The sequence below is a fragment of the Kitasatospora sp. NPDC086791 genome (assembly GCF_040685975.1).
In the GTDB taxonomy this organism is placed as follows: Bacteria; Actinomycetota; Actinomycetes; order Streptomycetales; family Streptomycetaceae; genus Kitasatospora.
In genome coordinates this window covers 103,628-121,023 of record NZ_JBFBOC010000015.1, presented here as the reverse complement: position 1 = coordinate 121,023, position 17,396 = coordinate 103,628, and the positions used below count along the sequence as shown (strand labels likewise).

The following is a 17,396-nucleotide window of genomic DNA, read 5'->3' as shown; positions in this document are numbered from 1 at the left end:
GCCGGTTCGACCGGCCGGGCCGACCTGGACCGGAGGTCGGGGCCGGGGGCCGTCAGCTGACGACGGTGACCTCGCCGATGTCGAGCGCCCGCACGTCGTCGGCGATCACGGTGGCGTCTCCGACCAGGACGGTGACCAGGCGGTCCGGCGGGAACGCCGCGACGACCGCCTCGGTGGCGGCGGCGGTGGGCAGTTCGGCGAGCTGCCGGTAGACCTCGGCCTGGTAGTCGTCCGCCAGGTACTGCTCGACCTGGTCGGCCAGGGTGCCGGCCACCGAGCCCGCGGTCTCGTACTTGAGCGGGGCGACGCCGACCAGGAACTGCACGGCCTCGTCGCGCTCGGCGTCGGTGAGGCCCTCGGCGGCGAGGGTGCGCAGGATGGTCCAGGTGTCGGCGAGCGCCGGGGCGGTGGAGGCGGTGTCCACCGAACCGCTGATGGCGATCAGCGAGCGCCCGCTGCCGTCGGCGGCGGAGCGCAGCGGCTGGGCGAAGGCGCGGACGCCGTAGGTGTAGCCCTTCTCCTCGCGCAGGACGCGGTCCAGGCGGGAGGTGAGGGTGCCGCCCAGGCAGTAGGTGCCGAGGGTCTGGGCGGCCCAGACCGGGTCGTGGCGGTCGGGGCCGATCCGGCCGATGAGCAGCTGGGTCTGGACCGAGCCGGGGCGGTCCACGATGACCACGCGGCCGCGGTCGTCGCCGGCGACCGGGGCGTGCACGGAGGCCTCGGCGGCCGGGCCGGTCCAGGTCCCGAGGGTGCTCTCGAGGAGGGCGGGCAGGTCGACGCCGGTGAGGTCGCCGACCACGACGACGGTGCTGGTCGCGGGGCGCACGTGGGCGTCGTAGAAGGCCTTGACGGCGGCGCGGTCGATCGACTTGACGGTGTCGGCGGTGCCGGCGCGGGGCCGGGAGAGCCGGTCGGCGGCGTCGAAGAGCTGGGCGTAGAGGGCCTTGGCGGCGCGCCGGGCGGGGTTGGCCTGCTCGTGGACGATCTCGTCCAGGCGGTTGGCGACCAGGCGCTCGATCTCGGCCTCGGGCAGCGCGGGGGCGCGCAGGGCGTCGGCGAGCAGGGACAGGCCGCGCTGGAGCCGGGAGGCGGGCACCTCCAGGGAGACCCGGATGCACGGGTGGTCGGCGTGCGCGTCCAGCGTGGCGCCGGCCCGTTCGAGCTCCCCGGCGAACTCCTCGGCGCTGAGGGTGTCGGTGCCCTCGCTGAGGGCGCGGGCGAGGATGGCGGCGATGCCGTCGAGGCCGTCGGGCTCGGCGGCGAGCGGGGCGTCGAGGAGCACCTCGACGGCGACCAGCTGCTGGCCGGGCCGGTGGCAGTGCAGGACGGTGACGCCGTTGCCGAGGGCGGCCCGCTCGGGGGCGGGGAAGGCCCACGGACCGGGGGTGCCGGGGCGGGGCTGGGGGTGGAAGGTCATGGTGGGGACGTAGTCGGTGCTCATGCGGCGGCACCCTCCTCTTCGGAAGCGGCGTCGGAGTCGACGGTGGTCTCGGCGTCGGTGTCGCCGTCGGTGTCGGCGGCGGTCGGCTCGTAGGCGAGGACGGCCCGGTTGTCGGGGTGGAGCCGGGCCTTGGCGACGGCCTGGACCTCCTCGGCGGTGACGTCGAGGACCTTGGGGAGGGCGTCGTTGAGCAGCTTGGGGTCGCCGAACAGGACGGCGTAGCGGCAGAGTTCGTCGGCGCGGCCGGCGACGGTGGTCAGCCGGTCCAGCCACTCGCGCTCGATCTGGGCCTGGGCGCGTTCGAGTTCCTCGGGCGTGGGGCCCTCGGCGGCGAAGCGGGCAAGTTCCTCGTCGACGGCCGCGTCGATCTGCGCGAGGGTGGCGTCGCCGGAGGTCTTGACGTCGAGCCAGCCGAGGCTGGGGGCGCCGGCCAGGCGCAGCAGGCCGAAGCCGGCGGCGACGGCGGTGCGGTCGCGGCGGACCAGCCGGTTGTAGAGGCGGCTGGACTCGCCGCTGCCGAGGATGGTGAGCGCGAGGTCGGCGGCGTCGGCCTCGCGGGTGCCGTCGTGCGGGAGGCGGTAGGCGGCCATCAGGGCGCGGGAGGGGACGTCCTCGTGGACCTCCTCGCGGATCTCGCGGCCGATGGTGTCAGGGAGTTCGCCGGAGCGCGGGGGCTGCTTGCCGTCGTGGGCGGGGATGGAGCCGAAGTACTTCTCGACCCAGGCGACGGTCTGCTCGGGGTCGATGTCGCCGACGACGGACAGGACGGCGTTGTTGGGCGCGTAGTAGGTGCGGAAGAACGTCCGGGCGTCCTCCAGCGTGGCCGCGTCGAGGTCGGCCATGGAGCCGATCGGCGTGTGGTGGTACGGGTGGCCGTCGGGGTAGGAGAGCGCGGTGAGCTTCTCGAAGGCGGTGCCGTACGGGACGTTGTCGTAGCGCTGGCGGCGCTCGTTCTTGACGACGTCGCGCTGGTTCTCCATGGACGTCTCGTCGAGCGCGGCGAGCAGCGAGCCCATCCGGTCGGCCTCCAGCCAGAGGGCGAGCTCCAGCTGGTGGGCGGGCATGGTCTCGAAGTAGTTGGTGCGCTCGAAGCTGGTGGTGCCGTTGAGCGAGCCGCCGGCGCCCTGGACCAGCTCGAAGTGCCCGTTGTTGGAGACGTTGGCGGAGCCCTGGAACATCAGGTGCTCGAAGAGGTGGGCGAGGCCGGTGCGGCCCTTGACCTCGTGGCGGGAGCCCACGTCGTACCAGAGGCAGACGGCGGCGACCGGGGTCAGGTGGTCCTCGGAGAGGACGACGCGCAGCCCGTTGGCCAGGCGGTGCTCGGTGATGGCGATGCCTCGGCTGGAGGCGGGGGCCGGGTTGGCCATGCGCTCGGGTCCTTCCCGTCGTCGATGTCGGGGGTTCGTGTGGCGTCCCCCATTGTGGTGCAACGTGCGGGAGCCGCGTTCGTGTCCGCGCGGAGGGGGTCGTTCGCCAGGGGCGGAAGAGGGCCGCTGACCGGCAGTGTCGGCGCGAGGGTCCACAATGGGGGCGCCGCGCCCTGTCGACCACGCCGGGTTGACGGGTCCGGCGAGGGTGCGGCGGCGACCGCCGCCCCACCGAGACACAGCCAGCGACACGTAAGGGAGCCCCGCCGCGATGGCCCGCCGCAGTTCGCAGACCCCGCCGCCCGGAGACTTCGAGGAGCGGATCCTCGACGTCGACGTCGTGGACGAGATGCAGGGCTCCTTCCTGGAGTACGCCTACTCGGTGATCTACTCGCGTGCGCTGCCCGACGCGCGGGACGGTCTGAAGCCGGTGCACCGCCGGATCCTGTACCAGGCCAACGAGATGGGCCTGCGCCCGGAGCGCGCGCACGTGAAGTGCGCCCGCGTGGTGGGAGAGGTGATGGGCCGGCTGCACCCGCACGGTGACGCGTCGATCTACGACTCCGTGGTGCGGATGGCCCAGCCGTTCTCGATGCGGCTGCCGCTGATCGACGGGCACGGCAACTTCGGTTCGCTCGGCAACGACGACCCGCCGGCCGCGATGCGCTACACCGAGTCGCGGCTCACCGCGGCGTCGATGGCGATGGTGGAGTCGATCCACGAGGACACCGTCGACTTCGGCCCGAACTACGACGGCAGCGAGCAGGAGCCGCTGGCGCTGCCGGCCGCGTTCCCGAACCTGCTGGTGAACGGTGCGACGGGCATCGCGGTGGGCATGGCGACCAACATGCCGCCGCACAACCTGTCCGAGGTGGTGGCGGCGGCCCGGCACCTGATCAAGCACCCGAACGCGGACCTGGACACGCTGATGCGGTTCGTCCCCGGTCCGGACCTGCCGACCGGCGGGCGGATCGTGGGCCTGTCCGGGATCCGGGACGCCTACGAGTCCGGCCGCGGCACGTTCAAGATCCGGGCGACGTGCACGGTGGAGGCGGTGACGGCCCGCCGCAAGGGCATCGTGGTCACCGAGCTGCCGTACAACGTCGGCCCGGAGAAGGTCATCTCGAAGATCAAGGACCTGGTCAACGCGAAGAAGCTGCAGGGCATCGCGGACGTCAAGGACCTGACCGACCGCGAGCACGGGCTGCGGCTGGTGATCGAGGTCAAGAACGGCTTCGTGCCGGAGGCACTGCTGGAGCAGCTCTACAAGCTGACGCCGATGGAGGAGACCTTCGGCATCAACAACGTGGCGCTGGTGGACGGGCAGCCGCTGACGCTGGGTCTGAAGGAACTGCTGGAGGTCTACGTCGACCACCGCTTCACCGTGGTGCGCCGGCGCAGCGACTTCCGCCGCCGCAAGCGCCAGGAGCGGCTGCACCTGGTCGAGGGCCTGCTGGTGGCGCTGCTCGACATCGACGAGGTCATCGCGATCATCCGGTCGAGTGACAACGCGCAGCAGGCGAAGGAGCGCCTGATGGAGCGCTTCTCGCTCTCGGAGACGCAGACCGCGTACATCCTGGACACCCCGCTGCGCCGGCTCACCCGGTTCGACCGGGTGGAGCTGGAGCAGGAGAAGGCGAAGCTCAACGCGGAGATCGCGGACCTGACCGAGATCCTGGAGTCGGACACCAAGCTGCGCAGCGTGGTGTCGAACGAACTGGGCGCGGTGGCGAAGCAGTTCGGCACGGAGCGGCGGACGGTGCTGCTGGAGGCGGGGGCGGCGCCGTCGGCGGCGCTGGCGGTGCCGCTGGAGGTGGCCGACGACCCGTGCCGGGTGCTGCTGTCCTCGACCGGCCTGCTGGCGCGGACGGCGGACGGCGAGCCGTTCGAGGTGTCGGAGAAGCGCTCGAAGCACGACGTGATCGTGTCGGCGGTGCACGCGACGGCGCGCGCCGACGTGGGCGTGGTGACGTCGGCGGGCCGGGTGCTGCGGCTGCCGGTGATCGACCTGCCGGCGATGCCGCCGACGCCGTCGCCGAACCTGGCGGGCGGTGCCGCGGTGGGCGAGTTCCTGCGGCTGGAGGCCGGGGAGCGGGCGCTGGCGCTGACGACGCTGGACGAGTCCTCGCCGGGCCTGGCGCTGGGCACGCTGCAGGGTGTGGTGAAGCGGGTGGTGCCGGAGTGGCCGGCGAACAAGGACGAGTTCGAGGTGATCGCCCTCAAGGAGGGTGACGAGCTGGTCGGCGCGGTCGAACTGCGCACCGGCGAGGAGGACTTGGTCTTCATCGCCTCCGACGCGCAGCTGCTGCGCTACCCGGCGGGCCAGGTCCGCCCGCAGGGCCGTCCGGCCGGTGGCATGGCCGGCATCAAGCTCTCCGAGGGGGCGCGGGTGCTGTCGTTCACGGCGGTGGACCCGGCCGCCGACGCCGTGGTGGTCTCGGTCGCCACGGCCTCCGGCACGCTGTCCGACGGCGAGCAGACGACCTGGAAGGTCACCCCGTTCGAGCAGTACCCGCGCAAGGGCCGTGCCACCGGCGGTGTCCGCTGCCAGCGCTTCCTGCGCGGCGAGGACGCGCTGGCCTTCGCCTGGGCGGGTGCCGCGCCGGCCCGTGCCGCCACGGCCAAGGGCGTCCCGGTCGACCTGCCCGAGCGGGACCCCCGCCGCGACGGCTCCGGCACTCCGGTCACCGCCCGCGTCGACGTGGTCGCCGGGCCGGCGTAACGGTCCGCGCGGTGGAGGGAGGGGCGCTCTCGGGCGGCCCTCCCTCCGTCGTTCCCGGGGCTCCGCGGACTCCGGCTGGTCTCCGCCGCTCCCGGGACCGGCGGCCGGGCCGGCAGGCGAGGGTAGCCTTGCCCGGGTGAGCACCTGTGCGACCTTGTCGCGTGAACTTTCGGAGCCGCTGGCCGCGACCGCGGCGGTGGCGAGCACCTGGTTGCTGGTGGAGCAGAACGGGCCGTGGGGTGCGAAGGCGCTGCGCGAGAGCCATCTGGACGCGGCGGTCGGGCGGGCGCTGGAGGAGGCTGCGGCGGGGACGGGCGTGCGGGTGGCCCTGGTCCGGCGGCCGGGCCGGCACGCGGACTGCCTGCCGACGGCCCGGCACGAGGTGATCGTGGCGCACACGGTGCCGGGCCGCGGCTGGGTGCGCCGGGCGCAGGTGACGGACCCGGCGGAGCTGTTGGGGCTGGACTTCGCGGCGCTGGGGAGCGGCGACCACACGGGTTTCGGCGCGGAGCACGTCGGCGGTCCGGTGGCGCTGGTGTGCACCAACGGGCGGCGGGACCGCTGCTGCGCGCTGCTGGGCCGTCCGCTCGCGGCCGAGCTGGCGGCGGCCGGGCACAGCGAGGTGTGGGAGGTGACCCACCTGGGCGGGCACCGCTTCTCCCCCACGATGCTCGTGCTGCCGTACGGCTACGCGTACGGGCGGCTGACGGCGGAGAGCGCCAAGGAGGTGCTGGCGGCGACGGCGGCCGGGCACATGGTGCCGGAGTGGTCGCGGGGTTGCTCGGGCTGGGAGCGTCCGGGTCAGGCGGCCGAGCACGCGGTGCGGCTGGCGACCGGTGAGACCGGGGTGGACGCGCTGACGCTCACCCAGCGGCCGGACGGCGGGGGCCGCTGGCTGGTGACGGTGCTGCACCGGGACGGCCGGGCCTGGGAGGTGGACGTGATCGAGTCGGTGAGCGAGCCGCCGCGTCCGGAGAGCTGCGGCAAGGCGGCGGGGTCGCCGTCGCGGATGGACGTGCTGTCCGTACGCGGGGTCTGAGCCGCCGGGACCGGAGGAACCGACCGGGACCGAACGAACGAGCCGCGGCCGGACGAACGGACCGAGGCCCGACGAACGGACCGCGGCGGCCCCGCGCCCGTGGGGGTGAGCGCGGGACCGCGGCGGCATGCGGGCCGGATCAGCCGGTGGCCTTGCCGACGAACTCGCCGGTGTACGTCCGGGACAGGTCGATCGACCCCTCCTTGCCCTTGACGTCCGGGTGGAACGCCGCGAGCACCGCGAGCACCGTCTTCGGCCCGTCGGCCGGCATGACGCCGTCCGTGGTGAACATCGGCAGCGTCGCCTTGATCGCCGCCGCGTACTGCTCGGCGCCGCCCTGCGCGTAGTCGGCGGGCATCTTCCCGGCGATCTCCTCCGGGGTGTGGGTGGACATCCACTTGAGGGTCTTCACGAAGGCGTTGGCGAGCTTCTGGGTGGTGTCCCGGTTCTTCTCCACCCAGTCGGTGTTCATGTAGAGCGAGGACGACGGGTACAGCCCGCCGAGCGCCTGGCGCGAGCCCTCGGGAGTGCGCAGGTCGTACAGGACCTTGCCGAGGCCCTTGTCCAGGATGGTGGCGACGGTCGGGTCCGTGGTCATCCCGGCGTCGATGCTGCCCTGCTGGAGCGCGGCGATGAAGGTCTGGCCGGCGCCGACCGCGATCGGGCTGAACTCGCTGACCGCGGTGCCGTTCTTGACCGCGAGGTACTTGGTGAGGAAGTCGGTCGAGGAGCCGATGCTGGTGACGCCGAGCTTGCGGCCCTTGAAGTCGGCGCCGGACCTGACCGCGTCGGCCTGCTTGGTGGAGACCACCTCGACCTCGCCGGGCGCCTGGGCGAACTGCACCACGGACTCGACGTTCTTGCCCTTGGCCTGCAGGTCGATGGTGTGGTCGTAGAAGCCGACGGCGCCCTGGACGTCCCCGGCGAGCAGGGCGGTGGTGGCGTTGACGCCGGCGGGCTCGGTCATCAGCTCGACGTTGACGCCGGCCTCGGCGAAGTGGCCGAGCCGCTGGGCGAGCACCGCGGGCAGGTAGATGACCTTGTCCAGGCCACCGACCATGATCTTGACCTTGGGTCCGTCGACCTGCTGCCCGGCCGGGGCGGCGACCGACCCGTGCCCGACGGTGGCGGCGTCGTTGGCGCAGGCGGAGAGCGGGACGAGCAGGACGGCGGCGAGGGCGGCGGCAGCGGCTCTGCCAGTGGAGTTGCGGCGCATGGGTGGGGGTGCCTCTCTCTTCTTTCCGGCAGGGGGTGTCAGCGGCCGTCGCCCGCGTCGGCGGGCTTCCAGCGGAACAGCTTCTTCTCGGCGAAGGTCAGCAGCCCCTCGGTGAGCAGCGCGACGACGGCGAGGATGGTCATGGCGGCGTACACGCCGGCCGCGTTGAAGGTGCCCTGGGCGGCCGCGACGAGCAGGCCGAGGCCCTTGGTGGCGCCGATGTACTCGCCGACGATGGCGCCGATCAGCGCGAAGCCGAAGCTGACGTGCAGGCTGGTGAAGATCCAGGTGGTGGCGGCGGGGATGACCACCTGGAGGGTGACCCTGCGGTTGTCGGCGCCCAGGATGCGGGCGTTGGCGACGAGGTTGCGGTCCACCTCGCGGGCGCCCTGGAAGGCGTTGAAGAACACCGGGAAGAACACCAGCACCACGGCGGAGGCGACCTTCGAGGCCGGGCCGAGACCGAACCAGATCAGGAAGATCGGCGCGAGCACGATGCGCGGGATGGCGTTGAGCACCTTGATGTACGGCCCGAACACGTCGGCCAGGAAGCGGATCCGGCCGAGCGCGATGCCCAGCAGCACACCGCCGACCACGCCGATCACCCAGCCGGTGAGCGCCTCGTAGAGGGTGTAGCCGATCTGCTCGCCGAGCGAGCCCTGCGCGGTGCCGTGGGTGACCCACTGCTGGATCTGGTCCCAGATCTTCGACGGCTGCGAGAAGTTGAACGGGTCGATGACGTCGGTACGGGCGCAGACCTCCCAGAATCCGAGGAAGGCGGCCAGGACCGCGACCCGGGCGCCGTGGACGCCCACCTTCCGGTTGCGGGCGGCCCGTTCGCGGGCCGCGGTTCTCGTGGTGACGGCCGGGGGCGGCCCGGCGACGGCGGACGCGGTCTCACGCGGCACGACCCGCTCCTCTCTCCCGGGTGATGCGCACCTCTTCGCCGAGCGAAGCCCAGATCTCGCGGTACAGCTCGATGAACCTCGGTTCCAGCCGGACGGCTTCCACGGTGCGCGGTCGTGGCAGGTCGACGGTGAAGACCTCCTTGACGGTGGCCGGTCCGGCGGTCATCACGACGACCCGGTCGGCGAGCGCGATGGCCTCGTCCAGGTCGTGGGTGACGAAGACGACCGACGCCGCGTTCTCCGCGGAACCGGTACCGGCCCACAGCTCCAGCAGCTGGTCCGACATGAGCGCGCGGGTCTGCACGTCCAGGGCCGAGAACGGCTCGTCCATCAGCAGGATCGCCGGGTCGTTGACGAAGGTCTGGGCGAGCGCGACGCGCTTGCGCATGCCGCCGGACAGCTGGTGCGGGTAGCGGTCCTCGAAGGCGGCGAGGCCGACCCGGCCCAGCCAGTCCCGGGCCCGCTCCTTGGCCTCCGCGACGGGCACGCCGCGGAAGCGCGGACCGGCCATCACGTTGGACAGCACGGTGCGCCAGGGGAAGACGGCGTCCTGCTGGAAGACGAACCCGACCTGCGGGTCGATCCCGGTGACGGGCTCGCCGTACACCCGGACCTCGCCCTCGGTGGGCTCCTCCAGACCGCTGACCAGCGTCAGCGTGGTCGACTTGCCGCAGCCGGTGGGCCCGACGACGGCGACGAACTCGCCCTGGGCGACGGTCAGATCGAGATCGCGGACGGCGGTGTGCAGCGCCCCGGACGGGGTGCGGAACCGTTTGGTCGCGCCGGTCAGCTCGATCGCCGGGGTCTTGCTCATTCGTTCCTCCCGGGTCAGTGCTTGCCCCGGAAAGGTAGGAGCGGCCCCGGCCCCGGCGGGAGCCTTCTCCGCGTAGTGCGGCTTCTCCGCGTTGAGGGGTGTTCTGCTCGTTTTGCTTCCGCTACAACTGCGGGGACGCGGCTGACAGAAACACGCCGGAAACGTAGGGTGTCCCGACCCCCACCCCCGCGGAACGACCCCCACCTCCCCCACCTCCCCCACCTCCCCGTACGGCACCCGCCGCACGACACCCCCCGTACGGCACCCCCCGTACGGCACCCCGCCGCGGAACGCCCCCGCAGAACCCCCCGACGCCGCCGAGAGGAGGCCCGGATGAAGCTCCCCCACTGGCCCCGCCGGGTCTTCGCCCAGCTGCTGCTGAGCCAGACCGTCGTCACCGTCGGTGTCACGGTCGTGACCGCCGGACTGTTCCTGGCCCCGGTCAGCAGCGAGCTGGACCACGACGCGATGCAGCGGGCGCTGTCGATCGCCCAGGTCACCGCCACCGACGAGACGATCGCCCGGGCCGCCGACACCCGCGACGTGGTGACCGCGCAGCGCAACGCCGAGCAGATCCGCCTGGCCACCGGCGCCAGCTTCGTGGTGGTCACCGACCTGGACGGGATCCGGCTCTCGCACACCGACCCGGGCCGGATCGGCCAACGGGTCAGCACCGACCCGGAGCCGGCGCTGGGCGGCCGCAGCGTCACCGCCATCCAGCAGGGCACCCTGGGCCGCACCGCGCGCGGCAAGGTGCCGCTGCGGATGTCGGACGGCCGGATCGTCGGCGAGGTGTCGGTGGGCATCAGCGACGACTCGATCCGCCGCCGGCTGCTGACGATGCTCACCGGGATCCTGCTGTGCGCGGGCGCCGGCCTGGCCGCCGGCACGGTCGCCACCCTCGCCCTGGCCCGCCGCCTCAAGCGCCGCACCCACAACATCGCGCTGGCCGACATCGCCGCGCTGCTGGTGGAGCGGGAGGCGATGCTGCACGGCATCCGCGAGGGCATGGTGGCGCTGGACGAGCGCGACCGGATCCGGCTGGCCAACGACGAGGCGGTCCGGCTGCTCGGCCTGCCCGCGGACTGCACCGGCCGCCCGATCGCCGACGTGCTGCCGCCGGGGCGGCTGGCCGACGTGCTGACCGGGCGGATCACCGGCACCGACCTGCCGGCCGTCCGGGACGACCGGGTGCTGGTGGTGAACCGGATGGCGACCGCCACGGACGGGCCCGCGGGCGGCGCGGTGGTCACGCTGCGCGACCGCACCGAGCTGGAGTCACTGGTCCGCGAGCTGGACACCACCCGCAGCCTGACCGAGGCGCTGCGCGCCCAGGACCACGAGCACGCCAACCGGATGCACACCCTGCTGGGCCTGCTGGAGCTGGGCCGTCACGAGCAGGCGGTGGCGTTCATCTCGGAGCAGTCCGGCTCGCACGCCGTGGTCGCCGCCCGGATCGCCGAGCAGGTGCAGGATCCGCACGTCGCGGCGCTGCTGGCGGGCAAGACGGCGGTGGCGGGCGAGCGCGGGGTCCGGCTGGCCCTGGCGCGTGCGGCGCACCTGCCGGACGCGGTGGTGGACGCGCGGGCGCTGGTGACGGTGCTGGGCAACCTGATCGACAACGCCGTGGACGCGGTGACGCCGGGTGGGGGCGGCCGGGTGGAGGTCAGCCTGGCGGCGGCCGGATCCACCCTGCTGCTGCAGGTCGCGGACAGCGGCCCGGGCGTGCCGCAGGAACTGCGCGAGCAGGTCTTCGAGGAGGGGTGGACCAGCAAGGACGCACCCGCGCACCGTCCGCGCGGGCTGGGGCTGGCGATGGTGCGGCGGCTGGTCGAGCGGACCGGCGGCCGGATCGTGCTCGACACCGGGCCGACGGGCGGCGCCCGGTTCACGGTCGAGCTGCCCGAGGCCCTGCTCACCGAACGGCTCGTGGAGGCGTGATGATCGACGTACTCGTGGTGGACGACGACTTCCGGGTCGCCGACGTGCACGCCGCGTACGTGGCCAGGGTGCCGGGCTTCCGGGTCACCGGCACCGCGCACTCGGCCGGGGAGGCGCTGGCCTCGCTGGAGCACCGGCCGGTGGACCTGCTGCTGCTCGACCACCACCTGCCCGACGAGACCGGTCTGGCCCTGGTCCGCCGGCTGCGGGAACGCCAGGTGGCCTGTGACGTGATGATGGTGACCGCCGCCCGGGACGTGTCCACGGTGCACGCCGCGATGCAGCACGGCGCGCTGCAGTACCTGGTCAAGCCGTTCACCTTCGCCGGGCTGCGGGACAAGCTGACGGCGTACGCGCAGCTGCGGCGCGCGCTGGCCGCACCGGCCCGGGAGGCCGGCCAGGACGAGGTGGACCGGCTGTTCGCGACCCTGCGCAGCGCCGCCGCCCCGGCCGGGACGCTGCCCAAGGGGCACTCGGCACCGACCACCGACCTGGTGCTGGGGGTGCTGCGCCGGGCGGGCCGGCCGCTGTCCGCCCAGGAGGTCGCGGACGCCACCGGGCTGAGCCGCTCCACGGCGCAGCGCTACCTCAAACAGCTGGAGCGGGACAGCCGGCTGCGGCTGACCCTGCGCTACGGCGACACCGGCCGCCCGGAGCACCGGTACGGGCTCGCGGCCCGGGCGTAGCCCCTCCTGCCCGGGCGTAGCCCCCTCCCCCGCACGCACCGTGGACGTGAGGGAACCCCGGCGGCCCCAGGCCCGCCGGGGTTCCCCGGGCGCGACGGCTCAGGCCGCGCCCGCACCGGTGAGGGCACGGACCTCCAGCTCGGCGAAGCGGTCCGGGTCGGCCGGCTCGGGCGAGGTGACCGTCCCGATCCAGCCCGCCAGGAAGCCGAGCGGGATGGAGACGATGCCGGGGTTCTCCAGCGGGAACCAGTGGAAGTCGACGCCGGGGAACAGCGCCACCTTGCTCCCGGAGACCACCGGCGAGAAGAACACCAGCACGATCGCCGGGACCAGCCCGCCGTACACCGAGCAGACCGCGCCCCGGACGGTGAACCGCGACCAGAACAGGCTGTACAGCAGGACGGGCAGGTTGGCGGAGGCGGCGACGGCGAAGGCCAGGCCGACCAGGAAGGCGACGTTCAACTGCTGGGCGTAGAGGCTGATCACGATCGCCGCCGCGCCGATCCCGGCGGCCGCGATCCGGGCCACGACCACCTCCTGCTGCTCACCGGCCCCGGGCCCCGGCTCCTCCGCCGCCCGAGCGGCCGTGACGCCCGCCGCAGACCGGGACGCCGGGACGGCCTCGGCCCGACGGCCGCGGCCCCGCTCGCGCAGTGCCCGGACGCGGGCGCCGGCCCGGGCATGGGCCCCGGCGCGTGCCCGCCGCGGCCGGTTGCGCCAGGCCCCGGCCCAGATGTCGTGGGCGAAGGCCGCCGAGGAGGCCAGGGTCAGCCCGGCGACCACCGCGAGGATGGTGGCGAAGGCGATCGCCGAGATCAGCGCGAACAGGACCACCCCGCCGGTGCTGCCGTTGCCGCCGCCGAGCACCAGGGCGAGCAGCGGCACGGCGGTGTTCCCGGCCGGGTTGGCGTGCCGCACTTCGGCCGAGCCGACCAGCGCGGTGGCGCCGAGGCCGAGCACGATGGCCATCAGGTAGAAGCCGCCGACCAGGCCGATCGCCCACATCGTGGAGCGGCGCGCGGCCCGCGCGGTGGGCACGGTGTAGAAGCGGGACAGGATGTGCGGCAGGCCGGCGGTGCCGAGCACGAGGGCGAGACCGAGGCTGAAGAAGTCCATTCGGCTGGTGAAGCCGTGGCCGTACTTGAGTCCGGGTTCCAGGTAGCGGCGCCCGGCGCCGCTGTGCTGCGCGGCCTGGCGCATCAGCTCGCCGAGGTCGCCGTGGAAGCGGACCACCAGCAGCACGGTGAGCAGCACCGAGCCGGCGGTGAGCAGGAAGGCCTTGATGATCTGGATCCAGGTGGTGGCCCGCATCCCGCCGATCGTGACGTAGACGATCATCAGGGCGCCGACCGCGATGATGGTCCAGGTCCGGGCGTGCGGGCTGTCGGTGCCGAGCAGCAGGGCGACCAGCGAACCGGCGCCGACCATCTGGGCGACCAGGTAGAGCAGGGTGACGACGACGCTGGCGCCACCGGCGGCGGCCCGCACCTTGCGGCGACGCAGCCGCAGCGCGAGCACGTCGGCGAGGGTGTACCGGCCGGCGTTGCGGACGAGTTCGGCGACCAGCATCAGCACCACCAGCCAGGCGACCAGGAAGCCGATGCTGTAGAGCACGCCGTCGTAGCCGTACAGGGCGATCAGCCCGGCGACGCCGAGGAAGGAGGCGGCGGAGAGGTAGTCGCCGGAGAGGGCGAAGCCGTTCTGCAGCGGGGTGAAGTCGCGGCCGCCGGCGTAGAAGTCCTCGGCGGCGTTGCCCTGGCGGCCGACCCAGAGGGTGATGCCCAGGGTGACCAGGACGACGACGGCGAACAGCGCGATCGCGAGCGAGTGGTGGTCGCCGGCGGGGGCGACGGGGGGCGGGGTGGCGGTCGTCAGCACGGTCGTCACCGTGTTCCGCACCGCACCGGTCATCAGGGTGGTCATCACGCTCGTCATCGCAGTTGGTCCTGGGTGTCCCAGCGCAGGCCCAGGGCGGCGCGGTCGCGCTTGGTCCGGGCGTTGCGGGCGTAGAGCCAGGTGAGCAGGAAGGTGGAGGCGAACTGCAGCAGGCCGAGCAGCCAGGCGACGTTGAACGGTCCGGCCACCCGGGTGCGCATCAGGCCGGGGGCGGCGGCCTGGGCGGCGACGTACATCAGGTACCAGCCGAGGAAGGCCCCGGTGACCGGGAAGACGAACGACCGGTAGCTGCGGCGGATGTCCTGAAAGGCCGCGCTGGCCTGGACGGCCCGGTAGACCTCGGTGCTGTCGACGGCCTCCGGGACGGCCGCGGCGGCCTCGGCGGCCGGCCGGACCGGCGGGGCGACGGGCCGGTCGAGCGGCGCGGCGACGGCCGCCGGCTCGGCCGGTGCCGGCTGCTCCGTACGGGCGGGAGCCGGACGGGCGGCGGCGGGCTGCGCCGGTACGGCCCTTCGGCGGTGCGCCGCCGCCGGCTCGGCCGGGACGCCCGGTGTCCCGTCGGACGGGACACCGGGCGGACCGCCGAGCGGAGCACCACCGGAGGGGGTGTCGAGCGGAGGGCCGGAGGGCGTGTCGACGGGAGTGGCGGCGGCCGCAGCGGCCCACCAGTCGAATCGCTGTCCCTGGCCGGGACTGCTCGTCTGCTGCTGTGGCACTGCTGCTCCTGAACGGCCGGACGTTCTGACCCGAACCATGATGGAGGCCACCGGACAGCCCCTCGGACCATCGCAGATACGTTCACTCGATGAGGTGATCGATCATCCGACAGACACTCATCCGACTACTGCTGCGTACCGGTGATCCCGTGTCGGAACGCGTACGCGACCGCCTGCGCCCGGTCCCGCACCGCGGTCTTGGCGAACAGGTTGTTGATGTGCGTCTTCACGGTCGCCTGGCTGACGAACAGCCGCTGGGCGATCTCCGCGTTGGAGAGCCCCTCCGCGATCAGTGCCAGCACCTCGGCCTCCCGGGCGGTCAGCCCGTCGGGTAGTTCCCCCGACCGGGCGGCGGGCCGTTCGGGCGCCGCCGCGGACCGGGCCGGCTGCTCCGACAGCCTTTCCAGCAAACGGAGTTGGACCTGCGGGGAGAGCCCGGCCGCGCCCGCGCGGACGTCCGCGATGGCCCGGGCGATCTCCTCGGCACCGGCGTCCTTGGTCAGGTAGCCGCGCGCCCCGGCCTGCAGCGCCGGGAACAGCGAGTCGTCGTCGGCGTAGGTGGTGAGGACCACGACCTCGGTCTCCGGGTGCGCCGCCCGGATCCGCCGGGTCGCCTCGACGCCGTCGCAACGCGGCATCCGCAGGTCCATCAGCACCACGTCCGGGTGATGCCACTCCACCAGGGCGACGGCCTCCTCCCCGTCACCCGCCGCGCCGACCACCTCGATGCCGGGCAGCAGCCCCAGCAGCATCACGATGCCCTCGCGCACCACCGTCTGGTCGTCCGCCACCAGCACCCTGGTGACCACCGCCGTCATGCCGGCACCCGCAGCAGCACGCGCCACCCTCCGTCCTCCGGGCCCGCCACCAGCGTGCCACCGAGCAGTTCCGCGCGTTCGCGCATTCCCAGCAGACCGTACCCGCTGCCACTGCCGGCCAGCTCCCCCGGAGTCGGATCGCCTGCGGACCGGCCGCGCGACGGGCGCATGTCGCGCACCTCCAGCTCCACCGCCCCGTCTAGGTAGCGCAGTTCGACGGAACAGCGGGCGCCGGGCGCGTGCTTGCGCACATTGGTCAGCGCCTCCTGCGCGGTGCGCCGCACCGCGAGGGCGCACTCGGCGGCGAGCGGCCGGGGCGTGCCGACCACGACCAGGGCGGCCCGCTCCCGGCCGGTGAGCTCGACCAGGAACTCCCCGACCGGGGTGAACTCGCCGCGCAGCGCGGACAGCGCCTGCCGGGTCTCGACCAGTCCGTCCTGCGCCATCCGCCGCGCGGCGACGACCCGTTCGCGGATCTGCTCGCGGTCGGTGCCGCGCTCCAGCATCAGCCGGGCCGCCTCCAGGTGGACCAGCTGCGCGGAGAGGCTGTGGGCGAGCACGTCGTGGATCTCCCGGGCGATCCGGGCCCGTTCGGCGAGTGCCGCGCTCTCCGCCTCGGCGGCCCGGGCGGCCCGCTCCTGTTCGAGCAGCCGGCGCGCGGTGCCGCGCGCCTCCAGGTCCAGCCGCAGCAGGTAGCCGAGCAGGCCGATCCCGACCACGGTGGCGCCGACGCCCAACCAGTCCGCCGGATTGACCGCCGCGTACGAGCCCATGGCGGCCGCCGCGATGACCACCGCGGGGGCGAGCGGCACCCGGACCAGCGAGATCACTGCCAGCCCGAACCAGAGCAGGTCGGCGAGCGTGGTGGCCTGCGCCCGGTGGGCCAGCCAGCCGGCCGCGAACACCCCGGCGGCGAGGGCGAACGAGGGCACCGGGCGCTGCGCCCGGGTGGCGCGCAGGAAGGCCACGCCGAGGCCGACGGCCACGGTCAGCCCGGCCACCGCGGCGCCCAGCGCCCACCCGGCGTACCGGCCGTCGGCGAACGTCCCCCAGCAGACGGCGATCAGCATGACGACCCGCCCGAGCACCGTGAGGATCCGCCGCGGTCGGCTCCCGGCGTCCCGTTCCAGCCCCTCGCGGGACGGCCAGCGGGTCCAGTACCACCCGGCCACGGGTGCCTCCTCGGTGCTCACGGGCTCGGGGCCCACCGGCGGGATCACCGCGGTTGGCCTACGGTCGCTTCGGTGGGCCGACGGGTCACCGCGGTACGGCGGTCCGCGCCACGGGCTGCAGCATCCGGGCCCTCCAGTTCACCACGGACGACCGGCCCAGCAGCATGACCGCCATGCCGAGCATCAGCGCACTGCCGGACTGGTGGACGTGCAGCACCGAACCGATCCCGTGCAGCCCGAGCCGGATGACGATCGTCCCGACCCAGGCGGCCACGGTGGCCTTGGTGCCCTTGGCCAGGACGGTGCCGTCGGCGTCCCGCCAGAGCCGGACGGTCCGGCCCCAGACGGTGCCCATCACGACCACCGTCAGCAGCCCGGCGACCAGCAGGGCGACCGAGGGCCCGGAGTGCTGCTGGTCGATGATCTGCGGGTCCCGCAGCGCGAACACGCCCAGGATCAGCGGCAGGAGCCAGAACCGGCGCTCGGAGTCCAGGCGCTGGACGCGCATCTGGCGCTGGACCACCAGGACCACCACCGCGGCGATGACGAGGAGGTTGGCGAGGGAACTCATCGAGGGTGCTCCGTCCCGACGGAAGGCTTCTGCTGACCTCTCCGACGCTACGGACCGGGACGTTCCCGCTGATCGGAGCCGGGGTGGAC

Annotated in this window: 13 protein-coding genes and 1 pseudogene; 4 read left to right on the top strand and 10 right to left on the bottom strand. The window is 73.7% G+C overall.

Going from position 1 to position 17,396, the window contains the following annotated elements:
- Positions 1-52: 52 nt before the first annotated feature.
- Together AB0Q99_RS21105 and AB0Q99_RS21100 are read right to left on the bottom strand one after the other, a co-directional pair.
- Positions 53-1,417: a pitrilysin family protein gene (locus tag AB0Q99_RS21105; protein WP_363573994.1), complete on the bottom strand. Its 1,365-nt coding sequence runs from the start codon at positions 1,415-1,417 to the stop codon at positions 53-55.
- A gap of 20 nt (positions 1,418-1,437) precedes the next feature.
- Positions 1,438-2,808, bottom strand: coding sequence for a pitrilysin family protein (locus AB0Q99_RS21100; protein ID WP_363573956.1), 1,371 nt, complete (start codon positions 2,806-2,808; stop codon positions 1,438-1,440).
- A 271-nt stretch (positions 2,809-3,079) separates the two neighbouring features.
- Between AB0Q99_RS21100 and AB0Q99_RS21095 the strand changes: the two genes are divergently transcribed.
- Positions 3,080-5,530: a DNA topoisomerase IV subunit A gene (locus AB0Q99_RS21095; protein ID WP_363573955.1), complete on the top strand. Its 2,451-nt coding sequence runs from the start codon at positions 3,080-3,082 to the stop codon at positions 5,528-5,530.
- Between the two features lie 136 nt (positions 5,531-5,666).
- Positions 5,667-6,569: a sucrase ferredoxin gene (locus AB0Q99_RS21090; protein WP_363573954.1), complete on the top strand. Its 903-nt coding sequence runs from the start codon at positions 5,667-5,669 to the stop codon at positions 6,567-6,569.
- 139 nt (positions 6,570-6,708) lie between these two features.
- Here the strand turns inward: AB0Q99_RS21090 and AB0Q99_RS21085 are convergent, their stop codons facing one another.
- The 3 genes from AB0Q99_RS21085 to AB0Q99_RS21075 are packed head-to-tail and all read right to left on the bottom strand — an operon-like array spanning position 6,709 to position 9,507.
- A complete protein-coding gene (locus tag AB0Q99_RS21085) occupies positions 6,709-7,785 on the bottom strand; it encodes an ABC transporter substrate-binding protein (protein WP_363573953.1) in 1,077 nt (358 codons plus the stop codon).
- A gap of 38 nt (positions 7,786-7,823) precedes the next feature.
- The gene (locus AB0Q99_RS21080; RefSeq protein WP_363573952.1) at positions 7,824-8,693 is read right to left on the bottom strand and encodes an ABC transporter permease; all 870 of its coding nucleotides are present in this window, start codon (positions 8,691-8,693) and stop codon (positions 7,824-7,826) included.
- The gene (locus AB0Q99_RS21075; protein ID WP_363573950.1) at positions 8,683-9,507 is read right to left on the bottom strand and encodes an ABC transporter ATP-binding protein; all 825 of its coding nucleotides are present in this window, start codon (positions 9,505-9,507) and stop codon (positions 8,683-8,685) included. Before AB0Q99_RS21075 ends, AB0Q99_RS21080 begins: the two co-directional genes overlap by 11 nt.
- Positions 9,508-9,840: 333 nt before the next feature.
- Here AB0Q99_RS21075 and AB0Q99_RS21070 point away from each other — a divergent pair, with 333 nt between their 5' ends.
- Positions 9,841-11,448, top strand: a complete 1,608-nt coding sequence (locus AB0Q99_RS21070; protein ID WP_363573948.1) for a sensor histidine kinase — start codon at positions 9,841-9,843, stop codon at positions 11,446-11,448.
- Positions 11,448-12,134, top strand: a complete 687-nt coding sequence (locus tag AB0Q99_RS21065; RefSeq protein ID WP_363573946.1) for a response regulator — start codon at positions 11,448-11,450, stop codon at positions 12,132-12,134. The genes AB0Q99_RS21070 and AB0Q99_RS21065 overlap by 1 nt, the downstream gene beginning before the upstream one ends.
- Before the next feature lie 99 nt (positions 12,135-12,233).
- On the opposite strand, the gene AB0Q99_RS21060 is transcribed toward AB0Q99_RS21065, so the two are convergent.
- From AB0Q99_RS21060 to AB0Q99_RS21040, 5 genes and pseudogenes are all read right to left on the bottom strand, one after another.
- Positions 12,234-14,069 (bottom strand): cation acetate symporter, encoded by a 1,836-nt coding sequence (locus tag AB0Q99_RS21060; protein WP_363573944.1) that lies wholly within the window; start codon positions 14,067-14,069, stop codon positions 12,234-12,236.
- Positions 14,066-14,377: pseudogene (locus AB0Q99_RS21055) on the bottom strand (DUF485 domain-containing protein); the annotation flags it as partial. The gene AB0Q99_RS21060 and the pseudogene AB0Q99_RS21055, both read right to left, overlap by 4 nt.
- A gap of 494 nt (positions 14,378-14,871) precedes the next feature.
- Positions 14,872-15,564 (bottom strand): response regulator transcription factor, encoded by a 693-nt coding sequence (locus tag AB0Q99_RS21050; RefSeq protein WP_363573942.1) that lies wholly within the window; start codon positions 15,562-15,564, stop codon positions 14,872-14,874.
- Entirely contained in the window at positions 15,561-16,736 is a 1,176-nt protein-coding gene (locus AB0Q99_RS21045; protein ID WP_363573940.1) for a histidine kinase, read from the bottom strand. The genes AB0Q99_RS21050 and AB0Q99_RS21045 overlap by 4 nt, the downstream gene beginning before the upstream one ends.
- 85 nt (positions 16,737-16,821) lie before the next feature.
- On the bottom strand, positions 16,822-17,307 hold the full coding sequence (locus tag AB0Q99_RS21040) for a DUF1453 domain-containing protein (protein ID WP_363573938.1): 486 nt from the start codon (positions 17,305-17,307) through the stop codon (positions 16,822-16,824).
- Between the last annotated feature and the right edge of the window lie 89 nt (positions 17,308-17,396).

Coding starts and splice junctions, on each gene's coding strand:
- AB0Q99_RS21105 (WP_363573994.1), bottom strand. CDS start 1,417: ATGACCTTCCACCCCCAGCCCCGCCCCGGCACCCCCGGTCCGTGGGCC.
- AB0Q99_RS21100 (WP_363573956.1), bottom strand. CDS start 2,808: ATGGCCAACCCGGCCCCCGCCTCCAGCCGAGGCATCGCCATCACCGAG.
- AB0Q99_RS21095 (WP_363573955.1), top strand. CDS start 3,080: ATGGCCCGCCGCAGTTCGCAGACCCCGCCGCCCGGAGACTTCGAGGAG.
- AB0Q99_RS21085 (WP_363573953.1), bottom strand. CDS start 7,785: ATGCGCCGCAACTCCACTGGCAGAGCCGCTGCCGCCGCCCTCGCCGCC.
- AB0Q99_RS21075 (WP_363573950.1), bottom strand. CDS start 9,507: ATGAGCAAGACCCCGGCGATCGAGCTGACCGGCGCGACCAAACGGTTC.
- AB0Q99_RS21070 (WP_363573948.1), top strand. CDS start 9,841: ATGAAGCTCCCCCACTGGCCCCGCCGGGTCTTCGCCCAGCTGCTGCTG.
- AB0Q99_RS21065 (WP_363573946.1), top strand. CDS start 11,448: ATGATCGACGTACTCGTGGTGGACGACGACTTCCGGGTCGCCGACGTG.
- AB0Q99_RS21060 (WP_363573944.1), bottom strand. CDS start 14,069: ATGACGAGCGTGATGACCACCCTGATGACCGGTGCGGTGCGGAACACG.
- AB0Q99_RS21050 (WP_363573942.1), bottom strand. CDS start 15,564: ATGACGGCGGTGGTCACCAGGGTGCTGGTGGCGGACGACCAGACGGTG.
- AB0Q99_RS21040 (WP_363573938.1), bottom strand. CDS start 17,307: ATGAGTTCCCTCGCCAACCTCCTCGTCATCGCCGCGGTGGTGGTCCTG.